This window comes from Vibrio sp. 10N.286.52.C3, from assembly GCF_041468865.1.
In the GTDB taxonomy this organism is placed as follows: Bacteria; Pseudomonadota; Gammaproteobacteria; order Enterobacterales; family Vibrionaceae; genus Vibrio; species Vibrio crassostreae_C.
On the sequence record NZ_JBFRJM010000061.1, the window covers coordinates 31,499 to 57,894 of the forward strand.

Here is a 26,396-nt window from a genome sequence, read left to right on the forward strand (position 1 = left end):
TGATAGGACGACGACATACTGACAGCCTCTATCACTCAGCCACATTTAGCTAAGCTATTATAAATTAAAGCAATACAGACAGGTTACTCAATGAAAAAACTGACACTCGTACTATTCGGCATGCTATTTCTTGCCACCAGTGCCCATGCTGCGCGAATCAAAGACGTGGCAAAAGTGGCGGGTGTTCGTAGTAACCAACTTGTCGGTTATGGTTTGGTCACGGGCTTGCCGGGTACTGGTGAGACAACTCCCTTTACCGATCAAACATTTAACGCAATGCTGCAAAATTTTGGCATCCAATTGCCGCCCGGCACTAAGCCAAAAACCAAAAACGTCGCGGCTGTTATTGTGACTGCTGAACTGCCAGCATTCTCTAAGCAAGGCCAAGAAGTTGACGTAACCGTTTCTTCTATCGGTTCAGCAAAAAGCCTTCGTGGTGGTACCTTGCTACAGACCTTCTTGAAAGGTCTAGACGGTCAAGTGTATGCGGTCGCGCAGGGTAACTTGGTGGTAAGTGGCTTTAGTGCACAAGGTAACGACGGTTCTAAGATTGTCGGTAACAACCCTAACGTTGGTATCATCTCTAGCGGTGCGACGGTTGAACAAGAGATCCCAACGCCATTCGGTCGTGGTGACTACATCACCTTCAACCTAATCCAATCAGATTTCACAACGGCTCAGCGTATGGCTGATGCGGTTAATAATTTCCTAGGCCCACAAATGGCTTCAGCGGTAGACGCAACTTCAGTAAAAGTTCGTGCACCGCGTGAAATCAGCCAGCGTGTAGCATTCTTGTCGGCTATCGAAAACATCGAGTTCGACCCTGCTGAAGGCTCTGCAAAAATCATCGTCAACTCTCGTACAGGTACGATTGTGGTTGGTAAGCACGTTCGCCTAAAAGCGGCGGCGGTCACCCACGGTGGTATGACGGTTGCAATTAAAGAAAATCTAAACGTAAGCCAACCGAATGCATTCTCTGGTGGCCAAACGGTAGTGGTCCCTGATTCTGATATCGAAATCACGGAAGGCGATGGTAAGATGTTCAAATTTGAACCTGGCCTAACGCTGGACGATTTGGTACGCGCAGTCAATGAAGTGGGCGCTGCACCTTCTGATTTAATGGCAATCCTTCAAGCACTGAAACAAGCGGGTGCGATTGAAGGCCAATTGATCATTATCTAAGGAATAAAGCATGATTAAGAATAACAATGACATCGGCTTTATTCACGACATCGGTAGTTTAGACCGTCTTCGTCAACAAGCGGTAAACGGTGAAGAAGGTAGCGAGAAAGAAGCATTAACCGCGGCGGCAAAACAGTTTGAATCGATTTTCACCTCGATGTTGTTTAAGTCAATGCGCGATGCTAACTCGAGCTTTAAGTCGGATATGTTGAACAGCCAGAACGAGCAGTTCTATCGTCAGATGCAAGATGACCAAATGGCGAGTGAGTTAAGCGCTTCAGGTTCATTAGGTCTTGCAGATATGATCGTGGCTCAACTAAGCGCTGGCCAAGCAAGCGATACGTCTGAAGAGAAGGTTCGCAGTGAAGGCTTTGATGCTTCATTGCAAAGACCGCAATATTCAGGCCGTTCGGAAGAGCGAGCGTCAGACGTTCAACCTGCGCAAGCAGCAAAACAGCCAGTATCCTTTGATTCTCCAGAATCGTTTGTGACCTCAATGAAGCCTTACGCGGAAAAAGCGGCAAGTGCGCTTGGTGTGGACTCGTCTCTTCTATTGGCACAAGCTGCCCTTGAAACGGGTTGGGGTTCTAAAATGGTTAAGAACTCTTTGGGCAACAGCAATAACTTATTTAACATCAAAGCAGATAGAAGTTGGAAGGGCGATAAGGTCGCGACTCAAACTCTTGAGTTCCATGGCAAAACCGCCGTTAAAGAGTCAGCTTCCTTCCGTTCTTACTCTAATTTCGAAGATAGCTTTAATGATTACGTGAAGTTCTTGAACGAAAATCCAAGATACGAAACGGCGCTACAGCATCAAGGCAATTCAGAGAATTTCATCAAAGGTATTCATCAGGCTGGTTACGCAACTGACCCTAACTATGCAGACAAGGTTTTACGAGTTAAAGCCAAGATTGATGAGATGAACTAGCGTCATAAATCAACATAGAGAGCTTGCTACTGGCAGGCTCTTTTCTTCTCCGCCCCTTCAGTTCTTACGCGTAATCCATAGTTATCTCCTTACACTTCAATAAATTATCGTCTTTTAATTTCCTATTGTTTTTGTTGGCACATATATTGCTATTATCTTAGTAATATACGGTTGTAGTTAATCAGTTCATTCTGGTTTTGTTAAGTTTTTTGGGGGCATTATGGCGTCGGATCTTCTGAATGTAGGGGCACAAAGTGTTCTTACGGCTCAGAGACAGCTCAACACCACAGGTCATAACATTTCTAACGCTAACACAGAGGGCTATAGCCGCCAGTCTGTGATTCAAGGTGTGAATGACCCGCGCCAGTACGGTGGGCAATCCTACGGTATGGGGGTACATGTGGAAAATGTTCGCCGCTCTTGGGATCAGTTTGCCGTCAAAGAACTTAACTTATCGACAACCAATGCCGCCAACAAAGGCGATACCGAAGCCAACCTCGATATGTTGTCGAGCATGTTGTCGTCGGTCGCTTCAAAGAAGATTCCAGAAAACCTCAACGAATGGTTTGATTCCGTTAAGACTCTCGCCGATACCCCAAATGATGTGGGTGCGCGTAAGGTCGTGTTAGAGAAAGCAGGGCTTGTAACTAAAACCTTGAATGAATTTCATGAAACAGTTCGTCAACAGTCTGATTCTACGAATAAAAAATTAGATATGGGTATCGAGCGAGTTAACCAACTTGCGTACGAGATCCGTGATGTTCAGCGTTTAATGATGCGAACTCCTGGGCCTCATAATGACCTACGAGATCAGCATGAAAAGTTGATTAATGAGCTTTCTGGTTACACCAAAGTTACGGTGACACCACGCTCAAATGCCGAAGGGTTTAATGTCCATATTGGTAATGGCCATACCTTGGTCTCTGGTAGTGAAGCGAGTCAGCTGAAGATGGTTGATGGCTTACCCGATGCACATCAGCGCCGCCTAGCGATTGTTGAAGGTAAGTCTTTAAAACCGATCACCAGCAGTGATATCGACGGAAAAATCGGCGCCATGCTAGACATGCGTGACGAACATATCCCAGCAATCATGGATGAGCTTGGTCGTTTGGCGACCGCGTTTTCATATGAGGTCAATAGTCTTCAAGAACAAGGTTTGGATCTTAACGGCAACGTAGGTAAGGACTTGTTTACCGACGTGAACTCAGAGCTGGTGGCAAAATCTCGTGTCACGGCTAGCGGGCAATCGAAAGCCGATGTTGCGGTATACATTGATGATACTTCTGCCTTAAAAGGCGGTGAGTATGGACTGAAATACGATGGCAGTGATTATGTCGTGACTAAGCCGAACGGTGAGACCGTTAAGATGGCGACCGACTCTAGCGGTAGTGCTTTTTATCTTGATGGCATGCGAGTGGAAGTACGTAACCCTCCTGAACTAGGAGAGAAACTGTTACTGCGTCCAACGCGTAATTTTGCTGCGCAGATTCATATGGAAACCAAAGACCCGAAAGACATTGCTGCGCAAAGTTATGAGGCATCGACCACGTTTGCCAAGGGTACAGCGGGATTTAAAATCCTAGAAGCAGGTCAACTGCGTGAGTTTGAAGTGATTGTCTCACCAAAAGGTGAGCAGTTTGCTGTGACGGATCCGAAGGGTAACATTTTAATGCAGCCTCAACCGTATCCGCCACAAGGGCCAGTGACCATCAACGGTACAACGTTTGAGCTCACACCCGGTGCGGTGGCAAATGATAAGTTTACGGCAAACCTTGTCCCATCAGAAGGTGACAACGGTAACCTGCGTAAGCTACAAGATCTTCAAACAGGAAAGCTGTTGAATGATGGTGAGTCTACGATTTTAGACCTTTACCACAACTTGAATACTAATACGGGCTTGAAGTCTTCAACGGCAAATCGCCTGAGTGATATTGCGACATTAGAAAAACAGTCGGCTCAAGAACGTATTGCTTCTATCTCGGGAGTAAACCTCGATGAAGAAGCGGCAAACATGATGAAATTTCAGCAAGCGTATATGGCTTCTTCACGTATCATGCAAGCAGCCAATGATACGTTTAACACTATTTTGGCTCTGAGATAGGAAGGTATAAATGTTGAATCGTATCTCTAGCTTCCATAATTATCAGTCAGTACAAAACGACTTGCGCCGTCAAGAGAACAAGGTGCATCACAACCAAGCACAACTTGCTTCGGGTAAGAAGTTACAGTCGCCAAGTGATGACCCATTAGCGACGCACTATTTACAGAACATTGGTCAGCAGTCAGAACAGCTTAAACAGTATGTCGATGCGATTACTCTAGTCAGAAACCGTCTTGAGCATCATGAAGTATTGGTTTCTAACACTGAAGGCTTTGCTGATGAAGCAAAACGAACCGTGATGGAAATGATCAACGGTGCGCTTTCTCCGGAAGACCGTTTAGCTAAGAAGCGTGAAATTCAAGAACTGGCGAATAACTTCCTGCATTTAGCCAACTCTCAAGATGAGTCGGGTAACTACACGTTTGCAGGCACTAAGCCGAAAAATCAGCCTTTCTTTCGAGATAACGAAGGGAATGTGACATATCAAGGTGATGACTACCAACGCAAGATGCGTGTGGCAAGTAGCTTTGAAATGGCAATGAATGATCCGGGCAGCAAGATGTTTATGGAAATAGACAACCCGTTCGGTGACTACGAACCTCAGTACGAGCTTGAACCTGCGTCTGAGTTATTGCTCGGGCGTGCGACCAACAGCGATGAAGATGGGTCTACTTATAAAGTGACGTTTGTCGACATGCAGACGGGCAATTTCGCTTATCAGCTTGAAAAAGACGGCGCAGTGGTTGCGGCTGAAGATTTTGATCCTTCGACAGGCATTGTTTATGAAGGGCTGAATATTCAAATCAAAGGCCAAATCACTAAAGGTGATTCGATCACCTTAGAACCACGAGAGACTTTCTCTATCTTTGATACGTTCAAAGAGGCTGCTGAGCAGGCTGAAAACCCGGTATCGGATGCATCAGCAACAGCGAAACTGCACCAAGTAACTGAAGAGTTCCACGCTGCGTTTATCCATTTGACCAAGGCAAGAACCGATGTTGGTGCACGCTTGAGTACTTTGGATATTCAAGAGCAACAACATGAAGATTTCAAGTTGTCTTTAGCAAAAGCAAAAAGCAACTTTGAAGACTTGGATTACTCGAAAGCGATCATTGAGTTCAATGAAAACTCTCGAGCACTACAAGCTTCTCAACAAGCGTTTGGCAAAACCAAAGACCTGACCTTGTTTAACTATATTTAATGATCAATCGGTATTTAATGGTGGCTTGTCGATCACCATGGCGTTGATTCCTTGCCGTATGTGCTATGCCATACGTGCGAATGACGCCACAGTTTGCCGCTTTTTTGTACGAAGCATGATGTTTCTAGAATAGCGGCAAAAAACGGCAATAAGGAAGGTGAATGTTTTTCATCTTCTAATAGTAGAAAATCATAATTGCGCAGTGTTGTTTGTAAGCTTCTGATTTTTAGATAATTAAAAAATTATTTATATGATATTAAACTTGGCATACAACTTGTATCTGTGTTGGTTATAAATGATTAATACAGATCTTAAACCTTGTATAGGGTTTATCGAGTAATACACGGTCAGTGCTTATCCATATGAGAGTAAAGCTGGCCGCTTCGCAGAAACTTTGCGAACTCATAAGGAGAGCAAAATGGCTATCAATGTAAGCACTAACGTATCTGCTATGACAGCACAGCGTTACCTGAATAAAGCATCTAATGACTTAGCGACTTCTATGGAGCGTTTGTCATCTGGTCACAAGATCAACAGCGCGAAAGATGATGCGGCAGGTCTGCAAATCTCGAACCGTCTAACCGCTCAGTCTCGTGGTCTTGATGTGGCAATGCGTAATGCCAACGACGGTATTTCGATTGCTCAAACAGCAGAAGGCGCGATGAACGAATCGACTAACGTACTACAACGTATGCGTGATCTAGCGATTCAATCATCAAACGGCACTAACTCGCCGGCAGAGCGTACTGCACTGAACGAAGAGTCAATGGCACTTCAAGATGAGCTTAACCGTATTGCGGAAACCACATCGTTTGGTGGTCGTCGTCTACTGAACGGTTCATTCGGTGAAGCTTCATTCCAGATCGGTTCTAACTCTGGTGAAGCAATGATCATGGCTCTGACAAGTATCCGTGCAGATGACTACCGTATGGGTGGTACTACGTTCGATTCAGAAAACGCGAAAGATAAGAACTGGGAAGTGCCGCCAACAGCGAGCGATCTTAAGTTCGAATTCAAAACCAAAGCGGGTGAAGACATCGTTTTAGATATCAATACCAAAGCGGGCGATGATATCGAAGAGCTTGCGACTTACATTAATGGTCAGTCTGATCTTGTGAACGCATCGGTTACTGATGATGGTCGCATTCAACTGTTCGTTGCTGAACCTGACCTTGACGGCCCAATGTCTATCTCTGGTGGTCTAGCGTCTGAGCTAGGTATTAAGAGTGAAGGCCGCGCAACCTCGGTTCAAGATGTTAGCTTAACCAGCGTTGCGGGTTCACAGAACGCGATCAGCGTGATTGATTCTGCAATGAAGTACGTGGATTCACAGCGTGCTGATTTGGGTGCAAAACAGAACCGTCTAAGCCACAGTATTAATAACTTGGCAAACGTACAAGAGAACGTAGACGCTTCAAACAGCCGAATCAAAGATACGGACTTTGCGAAAGAGACGACGCAAATGACCAAATCACAAATTCTGCAACAAGCAGGTACTTCAATACTTGCTCAAGCAAAACAGTTGCCTAACTCTGCAATGTCATTATTGCAATAGTTATTGGTTGAACTTGCTGCTCGTGTTCAGACGTGAGCCATGCAGCAAGGGAAACTGGCAAGCATACTTACTATTGAATGTTTAGCTCTCTCATCTCTCACCTGCTATCCATTTTTGCAGTAAGAATGCAACGGCAAGTCGGAAATGTGTTCATTTCTCGATGATCTCCACACAGGCTCTGACGCGCCAACTAGCCCCGGTTCTCTCAAAGGAAAAGGGGCTTTTTCCTTTCTGTATTTCTTGTTTTTGCTATTTATTTTCCTGTGAACTTTCTCGCACTACCTTTTCCAAATCTCTATTTGATGGTTCTTCTTCACGACAAATAATCTCATCTATTACACAAGATTTGCGTAAGTCAGAGATCTTTGGCGATTGATCATTTCTCGACCTTGAGCCATTTAGACGGCGGTTCGTACGCTTTCTGAACAGATTAAGATCTTTTTCCAATTGAAATCTATCGCTGTATTAGAAAATGATGAAAATTAAGTTGTTGATAAATATTAGATTAATATTTTTTTTGTGGTTTTTTGAAAGTTTTTCTAAAGCTTCTGATTTTCGCGCCGTTATTAAAAGTAACTTTGAGAGAACTACTTGGTTTTCCGAGACGTCGGAAACCGCTATACCGGAAAATCAATTGGAGAAATCACCATGGCAGTGAATGTAAATACAAACGTTTCAGCGATGACAGCGCAACGTTACCTAAACAACGCAAACAGCGCACAACAAACATCAATGGAGCGTCTAGCTTCTGGCTCAAAAATCAACAGCGCAAAAGATGACGCTGCGGGTCTACAAATCTCGAACCGTTTGAACGTTCAAAGTCGTGGTCTTGATGTTGCTGTACGTAACGCGAACGACGGTATCTCAATCGCACAAACAGCTGAAGGTGCAATGAATGAGACGACTAACATCCTGCAACGTATGCGTGATTTGTCTCTACAATCTTCAAACGGCTCAAACTCAAAATCTGAGCGTGTAGCGATTCAAGAAGAAGTAACAGCGCTGAACGACGAACTGAACCGTATCGCGGAAACGACGTCTTTTGGTGGCAACAAGTTGCTTAACGGTACTCACGGTACTAAATCATTCCAAATCGGTGCAGACAACGGTGAAGCGGTAATGCTTCAACTGAAAGACATGCGCTCTGATAACGCTCAGATGGGTGGTAAGAGCTACCAAACTGAGAACGCGAAAGATAAAGATTGGAACGTTCAAGCAGGCTCTAACGACCTAAAAATGTCGTTCACTGATAACTTCGGTCAAGCACAAGAAATCGACATCAGCGCAAAAGCGGGTGACGACATCGAAGAGCTAGCAACGTACATCAACGGTCAACAAGACTCTGTTAAAGCGTCTGTAACTGAAGACGGTAAGCTACAAATGTTTACTGGTAACAACAAGGTTGAAGGCGAAGTGGCATTCTCTGGCAGCCTGGCTGGCGAACTAGGCATGCAACCTGGCAAAGACGTAACGGTTGATACTATCGACGTAACATCAGTTGGCGGCGCACAAGAGTCTGTAGCTATTATCGATGCGGCACTTAAGTATGTAGATAGCCACCGTGCTGAGCTAGGTGCTTTCCAAAACCGTTTCGACCACGCTATCAGCAACTTAGACAACATTAACGAGAACGTTAACGCATCTAAGAGCCGTATTAAAGATACCGATTTCGCGAAAGAAACGACTCAGATGACTAAGTCTCAGATCCTTTCTCAAGCTTCAAGCTCGATTCTTGCTCAAGCGAAGCAAGCTCCGAACTCGGCACTTAGCCTACTAGGTTAATCGATTAAAAAGCCACGTTGACTATAAGCGTCAACGTTAGGCTTCCACAAATTAGCTCGTGGTGAGAGATGAGCGCTAAACAGACCCAGCTTCGGCTGGGTTTTTTATTGCCTGCAATTTGGAGAAGGGGGGAGTTTTGGTGTTGGTCGTTGATTGGAAAGCGAGATTCCCTATCACGCTCGCTCCTCACTGTAGGGAGTGACGGGAATTGGGAAATGATGGTTTCCTCGCTTACTACATCGAAGCAGTCTTTCGTCACCCCAGAATCGAGTAGAACGAGATATCAGGGATCTCTTCTGACTTTATATTCAACACTACGCTCATTAACTTAAATAATGGGGCAACTTTAGCGAATGTCGCCCTATTAATTGAAGCCCGATCACACTTTCCTTTGTTGTTGAAAAGAATATGAAAAAAAGCGCATTTTTTATTAAAGCTTCTAATTAAGGCGCCGTTAAAGGGATTGAGAGAAATGATATGTACCAATGTAAGGTGAGAGAGACACTGGTGCATAAACAAAATTGACATGTATTAGTGTGAGGTGAGAGTCACATAAGTACATTAAAAAATGCCTAAAGGAGATCAACTATGGCGATTAATGTAAGCACAAATGTGTCTGCAATGACGGCTCAGCGCTACCTAAATAGCGCGGCTGAAGGTACTCAAAAATCAATGGAGCGTTTGTCTTCTGGCTATAAAATCAATAGCGCAAAAGATGATGCTGCAGGCCTACAAATCTCTAACCGCTTAACGTCGCAAAGTCGTGGCCTAGATATGGCTGTGAAAAACGCGAATGACGGTATCTCTATTGCACAGACAGCTGAAGGTGCAATGAATGAGTCAACCAACATTCTGCAACGTATGCGTGACCTTTCTCTTCAATCTTCAAACGGTTCGAACAGCAAATCTGAACGTGTTGCGATCCAAGAAGAAGTCTCTGCTCTAAACACAGAACTTAACCGTATCGCTGAAACGACCTCTTTTGGTGGTAACAAGCTTCTGAACGGTACTTACGGCAGCCAATCTTTCCAAATCGGTGCTGACTCAGGTGAAGCAGTAATGCTATCTATGAGCAACATGCGTACTGACACTCAAGACATGGGTGGTAAGAGCTACGGCGTTACAGAAGGCAAAGATGCTTCTTGGCGTGTAGGTGCGGGTGCTGATTTAACAATCAAATACAACGATAAGTTTGGTGAAGCGCAAGAGCTATCTATCTCTGCTAAAGAAGGCAACGATATCGAAGAGCTAGCAACTTACATCAATGGTCAAAGCCAAGACGTTAAAGCGTCTGTGGGTGAAGGCGGTAAACTGCAACTTTTCGCTTCAAGCCAAAAAGTTGAAGGTGATGTTGAGTTTGGCGGCAGCCTTGCGGGCGAACTAGGTATCGGTGCTGGTAAAGACGTTACCGTTAACGATATCGACGTAACTTCTGTTGCAGGTGCAAACGAAGCAGTATCTATCATTGATGGTGCTCTAAAATCTGTTGATAGCCAACGTGCTTCTCTAGGTGCTTTCCAAAACCGTTTTGACCATGCAATCAGCAACTTAGACAACATCAACGAAAACGTTAATGCGTCTAAGAGCCGTATCAAAGATACCGATTACGCGAAAGAAACAACGGCAATGACGAAGTCTCAAATCCTACAACAGGCGAGTACTTCTATCCTAGCTCAAGCGAAACAATCACCATCAGCAGCTCTAAGCTTATTGGGCTAAACTTACCTCGGTAAGTAGCGGTAAACTCTACTCTGGGTAGAGTTTTACTGTATGGCTCATAAAGGAGGGAGGGAGAGTGTTATGGAAATATCATCCAACGCATCGAACATCCAGCCTTATGGCTCACCTAATGGCATTAAAATTGCAAGCGATGAAGGTAGTAGTGCGTCGAGTCTTTCGCGACTAAAAGAAGCAACATCTTATGACAAGGTAGAGAAATCGAAAGAGGAAGCTACCGAAGCGGCGATTCAATTAGCTCAACATAGACAAGAGTTAAATGATGAAGAGCGAGTCAAAATGGTGGAGAAGGTAAACGAGTTTATCTCCTCTCTCAATAAAGGTGTGGCTTTTAAGGTCGATGAAGAATCTGGGAGAGATGTGGTTACCATTTATGAGACCACAACCGGTGATATTATTCGCCAGATCCCTGATGAAGAAATGCTTGAAATTCTAAGACGCCTAGCAGCCCAAAACTCGAATAGTCGAATATTTGAGGTGAAGGTTTAAGTCGTATTATTGAGGTGATTTAATGAGTTTTGGCCCAATGGGGATTTCGTCTGGCATGGATATCAATTCCATGGTCAGCAAAATTGTTGATTCGGAGCGTGTACCTAAACAGCAACGAATCGACAATGAACGAACGCGAATCGATACCAGCATTAGTGCCTATGGAAGACTCAGAGAATCCCTTGATTCGATGAAAAACCTGATGACAAACTTTCGTCAGGAAAAAGCTTTTGCTGTGCGAACAGTGGAAAGTACCGATGAAGCGCTTGTCTCTGCAACCGCGACTACCGAAGCGATCGCTGGCAAATATGCCATCGATGTGTTGCAGCTTGCCCAAAGCCATAAAGTGGCTTCTGATGTACTGTCAGAGGACATGAAATTTGGCCCAGGTAAGCTGCAGGTTTCGCTTGGTGATGACAGCTTTGACGTGCAAGTTGGCGACAGATCGAGACTTATCGAAGTTGTTCGTGGTATCAACGGTGCAGATAGCAACCCAGGCGTTCGTGCATCTATTATCAACGATGTCGAAGGTCCAAGACTTATTATTGCCTCGAACCAGTCTGGTTCAGATCAGCAGATCAGCATTAATGTTGAGTCAGATGCTGCCAATCCCTTAAAAAAACTCGAATACAAAACGCTTGAAGAACGTGTTAAAGCGCTAGAGAAAGCGCGCGTTGCTGCTCAAGATATTCTAGCTCTAACCCCTGCAGGAAAAGCCGTTGAACTCATCGATGAAGTGATCGCTAGCGATGACCCAAATGCGAATGAAACACTCGATAAAGATGGCAATATCATCCCAGCAGCCCAAACCGATTCTACTTCAGATGTTGACGGAGACTCTAAAAGTCTCAGCTACGGTGAGCAAGCAGCCGCCGACGGCCAAGCCGCCCTAGACGCAGCTCAAGCGGCAAAGTCTGTGATGCCTGAAGATAATATCCCTGGCTGGACTGAAACCGCGTCAGGTACGCTTTTAGATTCTTACTACACACCAGAACTTGAGCTTGATGAAAAAGCGATAGAGAAGGCACCCGATGTGCCGGGGTGGTCAAATGCTGCCTCAGGTACTCTGACCGATTCATACGTGACACCGAAAGAAGCCCAACAAAAGCTTGAGGCTGAGCAAGCGCGTATCGAAGAGAAGATTTCACAAGAAAAAGCGGAGTTGGCTGAGAAAGTTCAAAAAGGCGAACTCACCGCAGAGCAAGCCAAGAAAATTGAGCGTGCCAAATTAGAACCCGAAGAGCGCGAGCTCTTAGAGAAGGTCGATAAAGCGCAAGCAGACCTTGAACAAGCACAGCAATCTTTTGATACCTATAGTGGAATGACTGAAGTTCAGGCTGGCCAAGATTCTATGGTTGTCCTAGATGGTGTTGCTCAACTCTCTAGTAATAACAATGTGATTGAAGATGCCATTGAAGGTATTGATATTACGGTGAAAGGAAAAACGCCAAAAGATAAGCCGCCGGCAGAAATTGGTGTGGAGTACGACCGTAACAGTGTTCGCCAAGATATCGAATCCTTTGTGAGCTCTTATAACCAGTTCTATCAAGTGTCGAAAGACCTCGCGGGTGTTGATCCAACGACTGGTCAAAAAGGCCCGCTCTCTGGTGACAGTACAGTGCGTAACGCCGACTCCCGATTGAAAGGGGTGTTCTCATCAAGTATCGAAGGTGCGCCAGACAATCTAAAGTCTTTGACTGAATTCGGTATCACCACCACAAGACAAGGCTCGCTAGAAATCAACTACGATATGCTTGACCGTCAACTCAACAATAACTTTGATAAGTTGGGTGAGTTCTTTGGTGGCAACAACGGTTTCGCCAAAAAAGTGGAAGATGCGATTCAAGGTATCACAGGTATCACGGGTTCAATCCGTACTAGAGAAAAGAGCTTGGTCGAGCAAAACTACCGTTTGGTTGATGACCAAAGCGCGCTCGACCGCCGCATGGACAGCCTAGAGAGCCGTACCCACTCTAAGTTCACAGCCATGCAAGATGCGACCAGTAAGATGCAATCTCAGCTGGGCAGTATGATGAATGCGTTGGGCTAATAGATGAATAGCCAGCTACAAGAGCTTTGTGAACTCGATCAACTAATTATCTCTAAACTGGAATTTAGTGAAATTAATGCTGAAGAAATAACGCAGCTTGTCGATAACAGAGAACAGTTATTGCAAAACGTACTTCAAATAATCGACTCACATCCCGACGTTAAGCAAAGTTCTGAATGGTTTGAAGCCATTACCAGAACCAGAAAATTAGTCGAATTGATGCAGTCTGAGACGAGTCGAGTAGGTAAGACCCTACATAAATACCGTCACGGCGCTAAATCAGTTCAACAATACAAAAAGTTTTTATAGAAGAGGTTTACTATGCGCGGTTCTTTACAGGCATATAAAAAGGTATCAGTGGATAGTCAGCTAACGGCTGCCTCACCGCATAAGATTGTACAAATGCTAATGGCCGGTGCTATCGAGCGTTTGATTCAAGGCAAAGCGGCAATGCAAGCAGGCAACATCCCAGTGAAAGGTGAGCGACTTGGTAAGGCTCTAGATATCATTATTAGCCTACGTAGTTGCCTATCTATGGACGATGGTGGCGATATTGCGAAAAACCTAGATCAACTTTATGAGTTCATGATCACGCAAATTTCTGCGGCAAATCACAAAAATGACCCACAGCCTATTGATGATGTTATCGATATTATTCGCGAAATTAAGAGCGCTTGGGACCAAATTCCGAACGAATATCACAACTTGACGTCCGCTGACGTAGGTATTTAAAGAAAAATTGCAGTTTTAACCAATCTCATACCCCTTAATTGGTTGGTTGCCTTATTTTTTTAATCAAATAAAATAGAAGCCATTAGATAGCCTAATGGCTTTTTTCGTTGCTGATTTCCTAAATTTGTCCACGTAGACCATAACCATTGATACTTTTCTCTGTTTTATCGATTACGTCGCTCACCGTTTTTCTGCATCGCACCAAAATAAAGGCAATAATTCCTACTTATGCAAGGTTTGGCAAAACTGCTTGTCGTCGACGATAACGCTCAAGATCGTCACAATTTAAGCACAATATTAGAGTTTGTAGGAGAGAGCTGCGAAGTAATCAGCTCTGAACAAGCACGTAAAGTTGACTGGTCACTACAGTGGGCCGGCTGCATTATTGGTACCATTAAAGGTAAAGGCTTCAACGCATTACTGAATGAGAAGCTTGTTCACGCCAATCACATCCCTTTACTGGTGATTGGCAAAAACAATCACCCGGTTGACGAGTTGACTAACTATGTTGGTGAGCTTGAACTTCCTCTTAACTACCCGCAATTAAGTGATGCATTAAGACACTGTAAAGACTTCTTAGGCCGCAAAGGTGTTCAAGTTGTGTCTTCGGCACGCAAGAACACCCTGTTTCGCAGCCTAGTAGGACAAAGTGCTGGCATTCAAGAAGTACGTCACTTAATTGAACAAGTCTCTTCTACGGAAGCGAACGTGCTGATTCTTGGTGAATCTGGTACAGGCAAAGAAGTCGTAGCGCGTAACATTCACTATCACTCTAAACGTCGTTCAGGGCCTTTTGTTCCTGTAAACTGTGGCGCGATTCCACCTGATTTGCTTGAAAGTGAACTGTTTGGTCATGAGAAGGGCGCATTTACTGGGGCGATTACCGCACGTAAAGGCCGTTTTGAATTGGCTGAAGGTGGCACACTGTTTCTTGATGAAATTGGCGATATGCCGATGGCGATGCAAGTTAAGCTGCTACGAGTGCTGCAAGAGCGATGCTTTGAGCGTGTAGGTGGCAATAGCACCATACAAGCTGATGTTAGAGTGATTGCGGCAACCCACCGCAACCTTGAAGATATGATCGACGATGATTCGTTCCGTGAAGATCTTTACTACCGCTTAAATGTATTCCCGATTGAAATGCCGGCGCTTCAAGATCGTAAAGAAGATATTCCACTGTTGCTTCAAGAGCTGATGACTCGAATGGAAGCGGAAGGCAGCATGCCTATCTGTTTCACGGCTCGTGCTATCAACTCTTTGATGGAGCATTACTGGCCAGGTAACGTTCGTGAACTAGCGAACCTGGTTGAACGAATGGTTATCTTGTATCCAAACAGCTTGGTTGATGTGAATCACCTGCCAACTAAATATCGATACAGCGATATCCCTGAGTTCCAGCCAGAGTTTAATAGCTTTGGATCTGAAGAGGAGCAAGAGCGTGATGCACTTGCTGACTTATTCTCAGAAGATTTCAGTTTTGATCAGCAAGATGATGATATTGCCGACAATGCTAATGCGCCTCAAGAGTTACCGCCAGAAGGGGTTAACTTGAAAGAGCTACTCGCGGATATGGAAGTGAATATGATCAATCAAGCGTTGGAAGCGCAGGGCGGCATTGTTGCTCGTGCTGCTGACATGCTTGGAATGCGTAGAACCACTCTGGTTGAAAAAATGCGTAAATATAACTTGCAGCGATAGTGTCCAGTTTTCGATGAAAACGAAAAACTAGCACACACTTTTTAGCTATTTGGTAACTCTAGCTAAGTGAACAGATAAACCATAGTCGAGTTGTTGCTTGCTTAACTATGTGATAAATATAGCAAATAGCCTGACTCGTGTTGTACGTCTCAGGCTGTTTTAGTATTTGAGGCAAATTTTTGACATGCGCGTATCTAACGAACCAGAAAATCAATCACACCTAGATTCTGTTGAACAGCAGGTTGAGCGCTATAAGCAAGTACTCGACGTGATGCCAGCTGGGGTTATCTTGTTAGATACACACGGCGAAGTGAGAGAAGCGAACCCTGAAGCGCATCGTATTCTTGGTGTTGAGTTGGTTGGCGAGAAGTGGTTTTCAGTGATTCAAAGTGCCTTTGACCCAAAAGACGATGACGGTCATGAGATCTCATTGAAGAACGGGCGAAAAGTGCGTTTGGCTATTTCAGCCTCTACCACGGGTCAGCTGATTTTGATTACCGATCTGACCGAGACCCGACTATTGCAGTCTCGCGTGAGTGATCTTCAGCGTTTGTCTTCATTAGGTAGAATGGTGGCCTCGCTTGCCCATCAAGTGCGAACGCCGCTTTCAAGTGCGATGCTGTATGCATCAAACCTTGCCGCGCCAAATCTGCCGCCGGCAACAAAAACGCGTTTTCAATCTAAGCTTATGGATAGATTGCATGACTTAGAGAAGCAAGTGAACGACATGCTGTTGTTTGCCAAAGGTGGTGACAACAAAGTCGTTAAGCCATTTACTGTGGCTGAATTGATCACTGAATTTCACCCTATGGTGGAAGCGGCATTGAAAACTAACCAGATTGATTATTGCCAAGAAGTTGAGGGCGAACAGACTCAAATGTTCGGCAACGCCAATGCTATCGCCTCAGCGTTAAGCAACCTAGTGTTGAACGCGGTTCAAATTGCGGGTAAGGAATCGCAGATCGATGTTTTTTTTAGGCCCGTAAATGGCGAGCTTAAGATATCAGTGCAAGACAGTGGCCCCGGCGTACCGAAAGATCTTCAAGGTAAAATAATGGAACCCTTCTTTACCACTCGTTCACAAGGTACAGGTCTAGGCTTAGCGGTTGTACAAATGGTATGTCGAGCACATGAAGGCCGACTGGAATTGATATCAGAAGAAGGCGACGGCGCATGCTTTACCATGTGTCTACCGCTTGAAAGAAGTGCTTCTTCTGAAGACTAATAAGTTTTAACTGAATTTACACTGGAGAATCCTATGGCTCAAAGCAAAGTGTTAATCGTCGAAGATGATGAAGGTCTACGCGAAGCCCTTGTCGACACACTCGCGCTTGCTGGCTATGAATGGCTGGAAGCGGATTGTGCGGAAGATGCTCTGGTCAAATTAAAATCGAACTCCGTTGATATTGTCGTATCTGACGTGCAGATGGCGGGCATGGGTGGCTTGGCACTATTGAGAAACATTAAGCAGCATTGGCCAAATTTGCCGGTATTGCTAATGACAGCGTACGCCAACATCGAAGATGCCGTTGCTGCAATGAAAGAGGGCGCTATCGACTATATGGCAAAGCCATTTGCGCCAGAAGTGCTGCTCAACATGGTCAGCCGTTATGCGCCTGTAAAGTCGGATGACAACGGCGACGCTATCGTTGCTGATGAAAAAAGTATCAAGCTAATGATGCTGGCTGATAAAGTTGCGAAAACCGATGCCAACGTCATGGTGTTGGGCCCGAGTGGTTCTGGTAAAGAGGTGATGTCTCGCTACATTCACAATGCTTCTAGCCGAAAAGATGGCCCGTTTGTCGCGATTAACTGCGCGGCGATCCCAGACAACATGTTAGAAGCGACCCTGTTTGGTTATGAAAAAGGCGCATTTACTGGCGCTATTCAAGCTTGCCCGGGGAAATTCGAGCAAGCGCAGGGCGGTACAATTCTGTTGGATGAGATCAGTGAAATGGATCTTAGCCTACAAGCCAAACTACTACGTGTTTTGCAAGAGCGCGAAGTTGAGCGATTAGGTAGTCGTAAGAGCATCAAATTGGATGTTCGTGTATTAGCGACCAGTAACCGAGACCTTAAACAGTATGTTTCTGAAGGGAATTTCCGTGAGGATTTATACTATCGTTTGAATGTATTCCCAATTTCTTGGCCACCACTGTGTGAGCGAAAAGGTGATATTGAGCCTTTAGCTAAGCACTTAGTTGAGCGTCATTGCACCAAACTTGGTATGCCTGTACCGGTTATGTCAGCGCAAGCGATCAGTAAACTCGTCAATTATCCGTGGCCGGGCAATGTTCGCGAATTAGACAATGTGGTACAGCGTGCGCTAATATTGAGCGAACAAGAGAACATCTCTGGTGAGCATATCCTTCTTGAAGGTGTCGATTGGCAAGACGCAAGCAGCCTACAACAAATCGTCGAAGGCAGTGACGTAGCTGCGCCAGAAATTAAGCCTATTGCCGAAGCAAACCCAATCAATAAAATCGCGGCTAGCAGCGAAGGGTTAGGTAATGAGCTTAGAGATCAAGAGTATGCGATCATTCTTGAAACCCTGATTGCATGTAATGGCCGACGCAAAGATATGGCTGAAAAACTGGGCATTAGCCCTCGTACACTGCGTTACAAGTTGGCTAAAATGCGCGATGCTGGAATAGATATCCCAAACTGAGGATAGATTAGTAGTGTCAGCTTTCTGACTAGTGTAATACGATATCTAGTCAATTAAATGTGTGGCATGCTAATTGCTCTGTCAATAATATAGCTAAATAGATGGTCATAATTTTGACTCCTGAGGTAGTAGATGAGAATAGATGGTTTACAAGGCGAAATGCAGGCAATGATGGTCGAAGCTGCCAGCGCGCGTCCCGCAGCAACGGGGCAAGCGGTCGGTGCAGATTTTGGCAACATGCTGACTAATGCCATCAATAATGTGAACTCATTACAAAAGACCTCAGGTGATCTTCAAGCTCGTTTTGATAGTGGCGACCAAAGCGTATCCCTATCGGACGTGATGATTGCTCGTAATAAATCTAGTGTGGCTTTTGAGGCGACGATCCAAATTAGAAATAAATTGGTCGAATCGTACAAAGAGCTGATGAATATGCCGGTATAAGTTGGGTAGTTAAATAGTGGCAGATAATAGTCAAACAACAGATTTAACCGTAAGCGATAGCAACAACCATGCACTTATTGCAGGCTCTGAGCTAGACGGAGAAGGGCAAAATCCCGATCTAGGTGAACGCAGTTCATCGAAGTTCGATATGGCTGTCGGTGATCTTGATTTACTTCGTCAGGTCGTCTTAGTCCTTTCTATCTCTATCTGTGTAGCGCTGATTGTGATGCTGTTTTTCTGGGTAAAAGAGCCAGAAATGCGTCCATTAGGGGCTTACGAAACAGAAGAATTGATCCCCGTTCTTGATTACTTAGATCTGCAAAAGATCGATTACACGCTTGAAGGCAATACCATCTCAGTACCGGCGAGTGAGTACAACTCATTAAAGCTTAATATGGTACGAGCGGGTTTGAATCAAGAGCGAAACGCGGGTGATGACATCCTCATGCAAGACATGGGTTTTGGTGTATCACAACGTTTAGAACAAGAACGCCTTAAATTAAGCCGCGAAAGACAACTTGCCAAAGCCATTGAGCAGATGAAACAGGTGCGTAAAGCTCAGGTTTTATTGGCCCTGCCGAAGCAGAGTGTTTTTGTACGTCATAATCAAGAAGCCTCTGCTTCTGTATTCCTAACTCTAAAAACAGGTACTAACCTCAAGCAGCAAGAAGTTGATTCTGTTGTGGATATGGTGGCAAGTGCCGTTCCGGGAATGAAAACCTCACGTATTACGGTGACCGATCAGCATGGCCGATTGTTGAGCTCAGGCTCTCAAGACCCTATGTCAGCGGCGCGTCGTAAAGAACACGAGTTAGAGCGCAATCAAGAACAAGCGCTGCGTGAAAAAATTGACTCCATCCTGATTCCTATTCTTGGGTTTGGTAACTACACCGCTCAGGTTGATATCCAGCTCGATTTCAGTGCTGTGGAGCAAACCAGAAAACGTTTTGATCCGAATACACCGGCGACTCGAAGTGAATACACCTTAGAAGATTACAACAATGGAAATACGGTGGCGGGTATTCCGGGTGCGTTGAGTAACCAGCCTCCAGCGGATGCCTCAATTCCACAAGATGTGGCTCAGATGAAAGACGGCGCGATGACAGGTCAAGGCTCTGTTCACAAAGAAGCGACTCGAAACTTTGAGCTAGACACCACGATCAGTCATGAACGTAAACAGAGCGGCACGGTTAATCGTCAGACGGTTTCTGTTGCGATCAAAGACCGCCAATCCTTGAACCCAGATACGGGTGAAGTGGTTCATACGCCAATCCCGGCGAGCGAAATCAATGCGATTCGCCAAGTACTGATTGGTACGGTGGGCTTTGATGAAACTCGTGGTGATTTGCTCAACGTATTAAGCATGCAGTTTGCACCTCAAGTAACAGATGTTGTTGCTGATGTGCCAATCTGGGAGCATCCAAACTTCAATGATTGGGTTCGTTGGTTTGCAAGTGCCTTGGTTATCATTGTGGTGGTGTTGGTACTTGTTCGCCCTGCAATGAAGAAACTGCTTAACCCAGCAGCAGACAACGATGAACAGATGTACGGACCTGATGGCATGCCAATTGGTGCCGACGGCGAAACCAGCTTAATTGGTGGTGATATTGAAGGTGGTGAGCTGTTTGAATTTGGTTCAAGTATCGACTTACCAAACCTTCATAAAGACGAGGACGTGCTGAAAGCAGTACGTGCACTTGTAGCGAATGAACCAGAGCTAGCAGCTCAAGTAGTTAAGAATTGGATGGTAGATGGCTAACGAAATAGTTCCACAACAAACTGAAGGCGGTGAAGTGCTTGATGTCTCTAGCGTGGATATCGGCTCTATCTCAGGCGATGAGCGCGCTGCGATCTTGTTGCTCAGTTTAAATGAAGAAGATGCTGCTGGTATTATTCGTCACCTAGAGCCAAAGCAGGTTCAGCGTGTGGGTAGTGCGATGGCGCGAGCTACAGACCTATCCCAAGAGAAAGTAGGCGCTGTGCACCGTGCTTTCTTAGATGATATTCAGAAGTACACCAACATTGGTATGGGCAGCGAAGACTTCATGCGTAATGCGTTAGTTGCTGCTCTGGGTGAAGACAAGGCGAATAACCTTGTTGACCAAATCCTTCTCGGCACAGGTTCGAAAGGTTTGGATTCGCTTAAGTGGATGGATCCTCGTCAGGTGGCGAGCATTATCATCAACGAGCACCCTCAAATTCAAACTATTGTGTTGTCGTACCTCGATGCCGATCAATCGGCTGAGATCCTGTCTCAGTTCCCAGAGCGAGTTCGTCTGGATCTGATGATGCGTATTGCCAACCTTGAAGAAGTTCAACCTTCGGCGCTTGCTGAACTGAATGAAATCATGGAGAAACAGTTCGCGGGTCAAGCGGGTGCTCAAGCTGCCAAAATTGGTGGCCTGAAAGCCGCGGCTGAGATCATGAACTACATGGATAACAACGTGGAAGGCGTCTTGATGGATCAAATCCGTGACCAAGACGAAGACATGGCAACACAGATTCAAGATCTGATGTTTGTCTTTGAAAACCTTATTGAAGTTGATGACCAAGGTGTTCAACGACTACTACGTGATGTTCCACAAGATATTCTACAGAAAGCACTTAAAGGTGCAGATGAAGGTCTACGTGAGAAGATCTTCAAGAACATGTCTAAACGTGCTGCCGATATGATGAGAGACGATATTGAGGCGATGCCGCCAGTCAAAGTCTCTGATGTTGAAGCGGCTCAGAAAGAGATTTTGGGTATCGCGAGGAAGATGGCAGACAGTGGCGAAATTATGCTGTCTGGTGGCGCCGACGAGTTCCTTTAATACAGAAATCTCAAAAGCCCCACACTGTTGGGGCTTTTCTTTATCCAATCTCGAACCACAGATTAACTCAGTTTAACTGCTTGAATTCACAATACAGTTAAGCCACTCATAGATAGGTACTGATATGTCAGGTGATAGAAAACGCGGCTTCCTTCGCCCTGAAGAAGATAATACGGTTGCCCAACCTCAGAAATGGGGGCTGCCTGACTACACCTCTGACGTGAGCAAACAAGCCAAAGAAACCGCTTTTAACTACGACCCTAGTTGGATGCCAACGGTTGAAGAAGCCATTGAAGATGAAGAGCTGGTTCTGACTGAAGAGCAAATCGAGCTGATTAAACAAGGCGCTTATCAGGAAGGGCTGCATCAAGGCCAAGAGGCGGGCTTTAAGCAAGGCTATGAAAAAGGCAAAGAAGAAGGTTTTGCTGCCGGTCACGAAGAAGGCAACGAAGCCGGCAAGCTTGAAGGCGTAACCGCGGGTCAAGAGTACATTCAACAGCAGGTGGCCGTCTTCATGGGGCTGGCAAACCAGTTCGCTCAACCATTAGAGTTGATGAACGCTCAGGTGGAGAAGCAATTGGTCGACATGGTGCTTACCATGGTCAAAGAAGTGGTTCATGTTGAAGTGCAAACCAACCCACAAATCATATTAGATACCGTTAAAGAATCGGTAGAGTCGTTGCCGATTTCTGGTCACGCAATCACATTGAAACTCAATCCGGAAGATGTGGCGATCATTCGCTCTGCGTATGGCGAGACTGAATTGGACTGCCGTAATTGGACGCTGGTCGCAGAGCCAGCACTCAACCGTGGTGATTTACAAATTGAAGCGGGTGAGTCGAGCGTTAACTACCGCATGGAAGATCGTGTAAAGAACGTTATTCAAAATTTCTGCGGCGCAAATCGTCACCAAGGTCATGAGTAATGCTTGAGTTAGCGAATCGTCTCAGTCAGTACAAAGTCGAGGGGCTAAAATCGCGACCAATTGCCTCTGGTAAATTAGTACGCGTTGTTGGCTTAACGCTTGAAGCGACCGGCTGTAAAGCGCCAATCGGCAGTTTGTGTTTAGTCGAAACCATGTCTGGTCAGATGGAAGCCGAAGTCGTCGGTTTCTCTGGCGATAACCTATTTTTGATGCCGAGTGAGCAAATCACCGGGATCTTACCTGGCGCTCGCGTCACGCCAATGACTACCGAAAGTGGTATCCCTGTTGGAATGGAACTGCTCGGTCGAGTGATCGACGGCGTAGGTAATCCACTCGACGGTTTAGGTCCAATCTATACAGAGCAACGCGCTTCATTTAATGCGGAGCCAATCAACCCGTTAGCTCGTAAACCGATTTCTGAACCACTCGATGTCGGCTTGAAAGCCATTAATGGTTTGCTAACCGTGGGTAAAGGGCAACGTATAGGTCTGTTTGCTGGCTCTGGTGTCGGTAAATCCGTAACTCTGGGCATGATGACTCGAGGCACAACTGCGCAAGTAGTGGTCGTAGGCCTAATCGGTGAGCGTGGACGAGAAGTTAAAGAATTTATTGAAGAGATTCTTGGTGAAGATGGCCGTAAGCGTTCGGTTGTTGTTGCCGCTCCTGCCGACTCATCACCATTGATGCGCTTAAAAGGCTGTCAAACCGCGTTGGCTGTCGCCGAGTACTTCCGCGACCAAGGCTTAGATGTTCTGCTACTCATGGATTCATTGACCCGTTTTGCTCAAGCTCAGCGTGAAATTGCTCTGTCTGTGGGTGAGCCGCCAGCAACCAAGGGCTATCCGCCATCAGTCTTCGCTAAGCTTCCTGCGCTGGTGGAACGAGCAGGTAACGGCAATGATGAACAAGGTTCTATCACGGCTTTCTTTACCGTGTTAACCGAAGGCGATGACTTACAAGATCCGATTGCGGATGCGTCGCGAGCAATTCTCGATGGTCACGTTGTGTTATCTCGTGAGATGGCCGATGCCGGTCACTACCCAGCGATTGACGTTGAGAAATCCGTCAGTCGTGTTATGCCGCAAATCACCACTGAAGAACATGTCTTGATGTCGAAAGCGGTAAGGCAAGTGCTGTCTATCTGCCGTAAAAACCAAGATTTGGTGTCGATTGGTGCTTACAAGCCAGGAACGGATCCAGCAATCGATAGTGCCTTCACGTTGAAACCAAAACTGGATGAGTACTTGCAGCAGAAGATGAAAGAGACCGTCCCATACGACATGTGCGTCAACATGTTGAAACATGTATTGGGTGGCTAACGGGTGAATAAGGTTAGTCATGGATAACGCATTAGAATTTTTGCTCGATCAAGCCAAAGATCAAGAGAACCAAGCGGTACTTGCGCTCAACAAAGCGAACTCTGAGCTGCAAGGCTACTATGAGCAGGTTGCGCAGATTGAAAAGTATCGACTGGATTACTGTCAGCAGCTCGTTGACCGCGGCAAGGCAGGCTTAACGGCGAGCCAATATGGTCACTTGAACCGCTTCTTAACTCAGTTGGATGAAACATTATCCAAACAGAGAGAAGCCGAGCACCACTTTAAAAATCAAGTCGACAACTGCCAAAGCTACTGGATGGAGTTACGCAAAAAACGTAAATCCTACGAGTGGTTGATGGAGAAAAAGCAGAAAGAGAAAGCAAAGCTGCAAGATCGAAGAGAACAAAAGCAAATGGATGAGTTTTCGACTCTGTTATACAGCCGAAAGAAGATGTGATCCTAAGCCACGAATGACGTCAGTGCTGTTCTCTATATTGTGAAAACCGAACTTATAGGCATGTTTCTTGCTCCGTTTTATATAAAATTGCGCGTTATGTCCACCAAAGGCATGAAAAGCATCCGACTTTCTTTTTGTTGCCTGATTCATGGCAGCAAAGCTAGTAGATAGAGCTTGTATATATGAATGTTAGTCTTTCCTCAAATTCAGCGACCAACAAAATGTCATCGTTGTTGGACACCGGTTCTGCCTCTTCCAAGGTAGAAGAAACCGGCGACTCTAAAGGTTTCTTTGAGTCCTTTAAAGAAGCGCTCGGCTTTGAAGAAAGTGACAGTAAAGTCGCAGCAAAAGACACAGAAAGCACTGCGAAACCTGATACTAAACAGACATCTACCGAAGGTGAAGCGTCAGCCGAAGCGAACAAAGGTGATTTCGCTGAATCAAAGGCTACTGACGAAGTGAGCGAAGCGCAAAGCAAGCAAGCAGCTTCAGAAGTAGAAGGCGAGAAAGCTGCTGATAAAACATCAGCAGAGGCTGCGTCTGGATCTGAGGCTCAGCTCAAAGCCAATTCGGGCACTGATAGCACTGTCGCTGATAAGACTGTTGCAGATAAGGCAGATGGTAAAGATGCGCAGGATACGACTAACGAATCTAAAGAACATATTGCTCAATCCCAAACTCAGGGTCCATCAGCGGTAGATGGTGCTACGCAGGCATCGCAAGCCAATGCAGCGATGAGCGAAGGCAATAAATTGCTTGGTCAATTGGATGAGGCAAACAAAACCCTAAATCAAGCGCCAAACGGCAAAGGCTTGCCTCAGCAAGGTCAGGTAGAACAAGCCCAAGGTAATATCACCGGTGCTTCTGTTGCAGGAGTTTCCGTTACGGATAAGGCGACACAACAAGCTAAGGCTGCAAATCAGGAGAAGAGCCTTGAAGTCGATTCTGAAATCGCTGTACTTACCGGAGGTAAGGGTGTTTCTCAGCTAACTGATACTGAAATCCGACAGTTGATGGATAAAGGCGTCACTCCAGAACAAATTGAAGCCAGTATGAGCCGAGAGCTGAGCCAAAAGAATGCAGCTAGTGCGGTTGCTGCCGAGCAGAGCCAAGCATTGTCAGCCGTGGATATTGAACTGGCAAAGCAAGTAGATGCCCATACCAAAGCGCTAAACCAATTGAATGGACAAATCGAATCAGAGCAGTCTGTTGTCGATAGCTTGCTTGATAAGCAACAAAGTGGCGCTAAGCTGACGGTTGATGAGCAAGCCGCTTTGGCTAAAGCGACCTCTAACCTAGACCTGTTGAATCAACAGCTCGCTAACGTTCAACAACAAGTAACAGCTTTGCTAAGTCAAGCTCCGGCTGCGAACAGTGCGTCTGGTGAACCCACTGCTATCGATTGGGATAATACGGATTCAAGCGAAACTAAAGCCTTAGCTGCGGCAGCATCAACAGCAGCTGTAGCGACGGCTACACAACAAGTGTCAGCGCAGGCCGCTTCTCAATCAGCAAACAATGCTCTTACGGACAAGGCGGCAATGCTGCACGCCAATAATGCACATGCAGCCCAACAGGCCGCAGCTCAACAAGCTAATGTGGCTTCACCTCAGCAGCAAGCAACGTTGGATCCAGCTTTAACCGCGCAAGGAATGGCGATGAATGCAACGCCAGCTGCCACAAAAGCAGGCTCGACTGATACGCTTCTTAAAGCGGGCGCCGGTGCAGCAGCACTGTCTGGTTTGGGTAAAGCGGGTGCTAAAGAAGATTCTAAAGATTCGACCTTTGCTCAGCAGATCGCTTCTGCGGCTGGTGCACAAGGTACGGCAACGGTGGGTTCAGCACCTACGCGAGCTGAAATTCAAGCTGCTCAACAAGCGCCCTTACAGCTCACCAAAGAGCTAGCCAATGAGCAAGTGGCTGAAAAAGTACAAATGATGATGTCTAAGAACCTTAAGAACTTGGACATTCGTCTCGACCCACCAGAATTGGGCCAAATGAAAATCCGCATGACCATGAATAATGACGTGGCAAACGTGCACTTTACGGTGAGTAATCAGCAAGCGAGAGATGTGATTGAACAAACCTTACCTCGCTTGAGAGAGATGCTTGCTCAGCAAGGTCTGCAGCTTGCCGATTCGTCTGTTCAACAACAGAACTCCGGTCAGGGACAAGATAGATACAACAATGGTGAGCAACAATCCGGCGCTAACCGCACAAATGATACGCAAGGTGATGAAAACCTTGATAGTGGCAGCAATCTTGAATTGAATGTCGCATCAAAGCGTGATGGAATTAGTTATTATGCCTAATAT

At 45.7% G+C, this 26,396-nt stretch carries 21 protein-coding genes; all 21 read left to right on the forward strand.

Annotation, left to right across the window (positions count from 1 at the left end; genetic code table 11):
• The first annotated feature begins 90 nt into the window (after positions 1-90).
• A complete protein-coding gene (locus AB4138_RS18955) occupies positions 91-1,182 on the forward strand; it encodes a flagellar basal body P-ring protein FlgI (protein WP_017062257.1) in 1,092 nt (363 codons plus the stop codon).
• Positions 1,183-1,192: 10 nt separating this feature from the next.
• The gene (gene flgJ, locus AB4138_RS18960) at positions 1,193-2,110 is read left to right on the forward strand and encodes a flagellar assembly peptidoglycan hydrolase FlgJ (protein WP_017064131.1); all 918 of its coding nucleotides are present in this window, start codon (positions 1,193-1,195) and stop codon (positions 2,108-2,110) included.
• 220 nt (positions 2,111-2,330) lie between these two features.
• A complete protein-coding gene (gene flgK, locus AB4138_RS18965) occupies positions 2,331-4,211 on the forward strand; it encodes a flagellar hook-associated protein FlgK (protein ID WP_017067655.1) in 1,881 nt (626 codons plus the stop codon).
• Between the two features lie 10 nt (positions 4,212-4,221).
• Complete coding sequence (gene flgL / locus AB4138_RS18970; RefSeq protein ID WP_017064129.1) at positions 4,222-5,412, forward strand: flagellar hook-associated protein FlgL; 1,191 nt, start codon at positions 4,222-4,224, stop codon at positions 5,410-5,412.
• 418 nt (positions 5,413-5,830) lie between these two features.
• The gene (locus tag AB4138_RS18975; RefSeq protein WP_017064128.1) at positions 5,831-6,967 is read left to right on the forward strand and encodes a flagellin; all 1,137 of its coding nucleotides are present in this window, start codon (positions 5,831-5,833) and stop codon (positions 6,965-6,967) included.
• 648 nt (positions 6,968-7,615) lie between these two features.
• The gene (locus tag AB4138_RS18980; RefSeq protein WP_048616124.1) at positions 7,616-8,749 is read left to right on the forward strand and encodes a flagellin; all 1,134 of its coding nucleotides are present in this window, start codon (positions 7,616-7,618) and stop codon (positions 8,747-8,749) included.
• Positions 8,750-9,337: 588 nt separating this feature from the next.
• Entirely contained in the window at positions 9,338-10,468 is a 1,131-nt protein-coding gene (locus AB4138_RS18985; protein WP_017066381.1) for a flagellin, read from the forward strand.
• Positions 10,469-10,549: 81 nt separating this feature from the next.
• On the forward strand, positions 10,550-10,975 hold the full coding sequence (gene flaG, locus AB4138_RS18990; RefSeq protein ID WP_017066380.1) for a flagellar protein FlaG: 426 nt from the start codon (positions 10,550-10,552) through the stop codon (positions 10,973-10,975).
• 22 nt (positions 10,976-10,997) lie between these two features.
• Complete coding sequence (gene fliD / locus AB4138_RS18995; RefSeq protein WP_017066379.1) at positions 10,998-13,025, forward strand: flagellar filament capping protein FliD; 2,028 nt, start codon at positions 10,998-11,000, stop codon at positions 13,023-13,025.
• Between the two features lie 3 nt (positions 13,026-13,028).
• Positions 13,029-13,334, forward strand: a complete 306-nt coding sequence (locus AB4138_RS19000; RefSeq protein ID WP_017060688.1) for a flagellar protein FliT — start codon at positions 13,029-13,031, stop codon at positions 13,332-13,334.
• 12 nt (positions 13,335-13,346) lie between these two features.
• Positions 13,347-13,757, forward strand: coding sequence for a flagellar export chaperone FliS (fliS, locus tag AB4138_RS19005; protein ID WP_004736194.1), 411 nt, complete (start codon positions 13,347-13,349; stop codon positions 13,755-13,757).
• A 228-nt stretch (positions 13,758-13,985) separates the two neighbouring features.
• Entirely contained in the window at positions 13,986-15,455 is a 1,470-nt protein-coding gene (locus AB4138_RS19010; RefSeq protein WP_372307284.1) for a sigma-54 dependent transcriptional regulator, read from the forward strand.
• Positions 15,456-15,639: 184 nt separating this feature from the next.
• Entirely contained in the window at positions 15,640-16,680 is a 1,041-nt protein-coding gene (locus AB4138_RS19015) for a PAS domain-containing sensor histidine kinase (protein WP_372307287.1), read from the forward strand.
• A 33-nt stretch (positions 16,681-16,713) separates the two neighbouring features.
• The gene (locus AB4138_RS19020; RefSeq protein WP_017060685.1) at positions 16,714-18,123 is read left to right on the forward strand and encodes a sigma-54 dependent transcriptional regulator; all 1,410 of its coding nucleotides are present in this window, start codon (positions 16,714-16,716) and stop codon (positions 18,121-18,123) included.
• A gap of 132 nt (positions 18,124-18,255) precedes the next feature.
• A complete protein-coding gene (gene fliE / locus AB4138_RS19025) occupies positions 18,256-18,567 on the forward strand; it encodes a flagellar hook-basal body complex protein FliE (protein WP_017060684.1) in 312 nt (103 codons plus the stop codon).
• 16 nt (positions 18,568-18,583) lie between these two features.
• Entirely contained in the window at positions 18,584-20,326 is a 1,743-nt protein-coding gene (gene fliF / locus AB4138_RS19030) for a flagellar basal-body MS-ring/collar protein FliF (protein WP_371724532.1), read from the forward strand.
• Positions 20,319-21,380: a flagellar motor switch protein FliG gene (fliG, locus tag AB4138_RS19035; protein WP_017060682.1), complete on the forward strand. Its 1,062-nt coding sequence runs from the start codon at positions 20,319-20,321 to the stop codon at positions 21,378-21,380. The genes fliF and fliG overlap by 8 nt, the downstream gene beginning before the upstream one ends.
• A gap of 124 nt (positions 21,381-21,504) precedes the next feature.
• Complete coding sequence (gene fliH, locus AB4138_RS19040; protein ID WP_372154558.1) at positions 21,505-22,305, forward strand: flagellar assembly protein FliH; 801 nt, start codon at positions 21,505-21,507, stop codon at positions 22,303-22,305.
• Positions 22,305-23,624, forward strand: a complete 1,320-nt coding sequence (gene fliI, locus AB4138_RS19045; RefSeq protein WP_017060680.1) for a flagellar protein export ATPase FliI — start codon at positions 22,305-22,307, stop codon at positions 23,622-23,624. Before fliH ends, fliI begins: the two co-directional genes overlap by 1 nt.
• 19 nt (positions 23,625-23,643) lie before the next feature.
• The gene (gene fliJ, locus AB4138_RS19050) at positions 23,644-24,081 is read left to right on the forward strand and encodes a flagellar export protein FliJ (protein WP_017060679.1); all 438 of its coding nucleotides are present in this window, start codon (positions 23,644-23,646) and stop codon (positions 24,079-24,081) included.
• A gap of 182 nt (positions 24,082-24,263) precedes the next feature.
• On the forward strand, positions 24,264-26,393 hold the full coding sequence (locus AB4138_RS19055; RefSeq protein WP_372154559.1) for a flagellar hook-length control protein FliK: 2,130 nt from the start codon (positions 24,264-24,266) through the stop codon (positions 26,391-26,393).
• Positions 26,394-26,396: the final 3 nt, after the last annotated feature.

Coding starts and splice junctions, on each gene's coding strand:
- AB4138_RS18955 (WP_017062257.1), top strand. CDS start 91: ATGAAAAAACTGACACTCGTACTATTCGGCATGCTATTTCTTGCCACC.
- flgJ (WP_017064131.1), top strand. CDS start 1,193: ATGATTAAGAATAACAATGACATCGGCTTTATTCACGACATCGGTAGT.
- flgK (WP_017067655.1), top strand. CDS start 2,331: ATGGCGTCGGATCTTCTGAATGTAGGGGCACAAAGTGTTCTTACGGCT.
- flgL (WP_017064129.1), top strand. CDS start 4,222: ATGTTGAATCGTATCTCTAGCTTCCATAATTATCAGTCAGTACAAAAC.
- AB4138_RS18975 (WP_017064128.1), top strand. CDS start 5,831: ATGGCTATCAATGTAAGCACTAACGTATCTGCTATGACAGCACAGCGT.
- AB4138_RS18980 (WP_048616124.1), top strand. CDS start 7,616: ATGGCAGTGAATGTAAATACAAACGTTTCAGCGATGACAGCGCAACGT.
- AB4138_RS18985 (WP_017066381.1), top strand. CDS start 9,338: ATGGCGATTAATGTAAGCACAAATGTGTCTGCAATGACGGCTCAGCGC.
- flaG (WP_017066380.1), top strand. CDS start 10,550: ATGGAAATATCATCCAACGCATCGAACATCCAGCCTTATGGCTCACCT.
- fliD (WP_017066379.1), top strand. CDS start 10,998: ATGAGTTTTGGCCCAATGGGGATTTCGTCTGGCATGGATATCAATTCC.
- AB4138_RS19000 (WP_017060688.1), top strand. CDS start 13,029: ATGAATAGCCAGCTACAAGAGCTTTGTGAACTCGATCAACTAATTATC.
- fliS (WP_004736194.1), top strand. CDS start 13,347: ATGCGCGGTTCTTTACAGGCATATAAAAAGGTATCAGTGGATAGTCAG.
- AB4138_RS19010 (WP_372307284.1), top strand. CDS start 13,986: ATGCAAGGTTTGGCAAAACTGCTTGTCGTCGACGATAACGCTCAAGAT.
- AB4138_RS19015 (WP_372307287.1), top strand. CDS start 15,640: ATGCGCGTATCTAACGAACCAGAAAATCAATCACACCTAGATTCTGTT.
- AB4138_RS19020 (WP_017060685.1), top strand. CDS start 16,714: ATGGCTCAAAGCAAAGTGTTAATCGTCGAAGATGATGAAGGTCTACGC.
- fliE (WP_017060684.1), top strand. CDS start 18,256: ATGAGAATAGATGGTTTACAAGGCGAAATGCAGGCAATGATGGTCGAA.
- fliG (WP_017060682.1), top strand. CDS start 20,319: ATGGCTAACGAAATAGTTCCACAACAAACTGAAGGCGGTGAAGTGCTT.
- fliH (WP_372154558.1), top strand. CDS start 21,505: ATGTCAGGTGATAGAAAACGCGGCTTCCTTCGCCCTGAAGAAGATAAT.
- fliI (WP_017060680.1), top strand. CDS start 22,305: ATGCTTGAGTTAGCGAATCGTCTCAGTCAGTACAAAGTCGAGGGGCTA.
- fliJ (WP_017060679.1), top strand. CDS start 23,644: ATGGATAACGCATTAGAATTTTTGCTCGATCAAGCCAAAGATCAAGAG.
- AB4138_RS19055 (WP_372154559.1), top strand. CDS start 24,264: ATGAATGTTAGTCTTTCCTCAAATTCAGCGACCAACAAAATGTCATCG.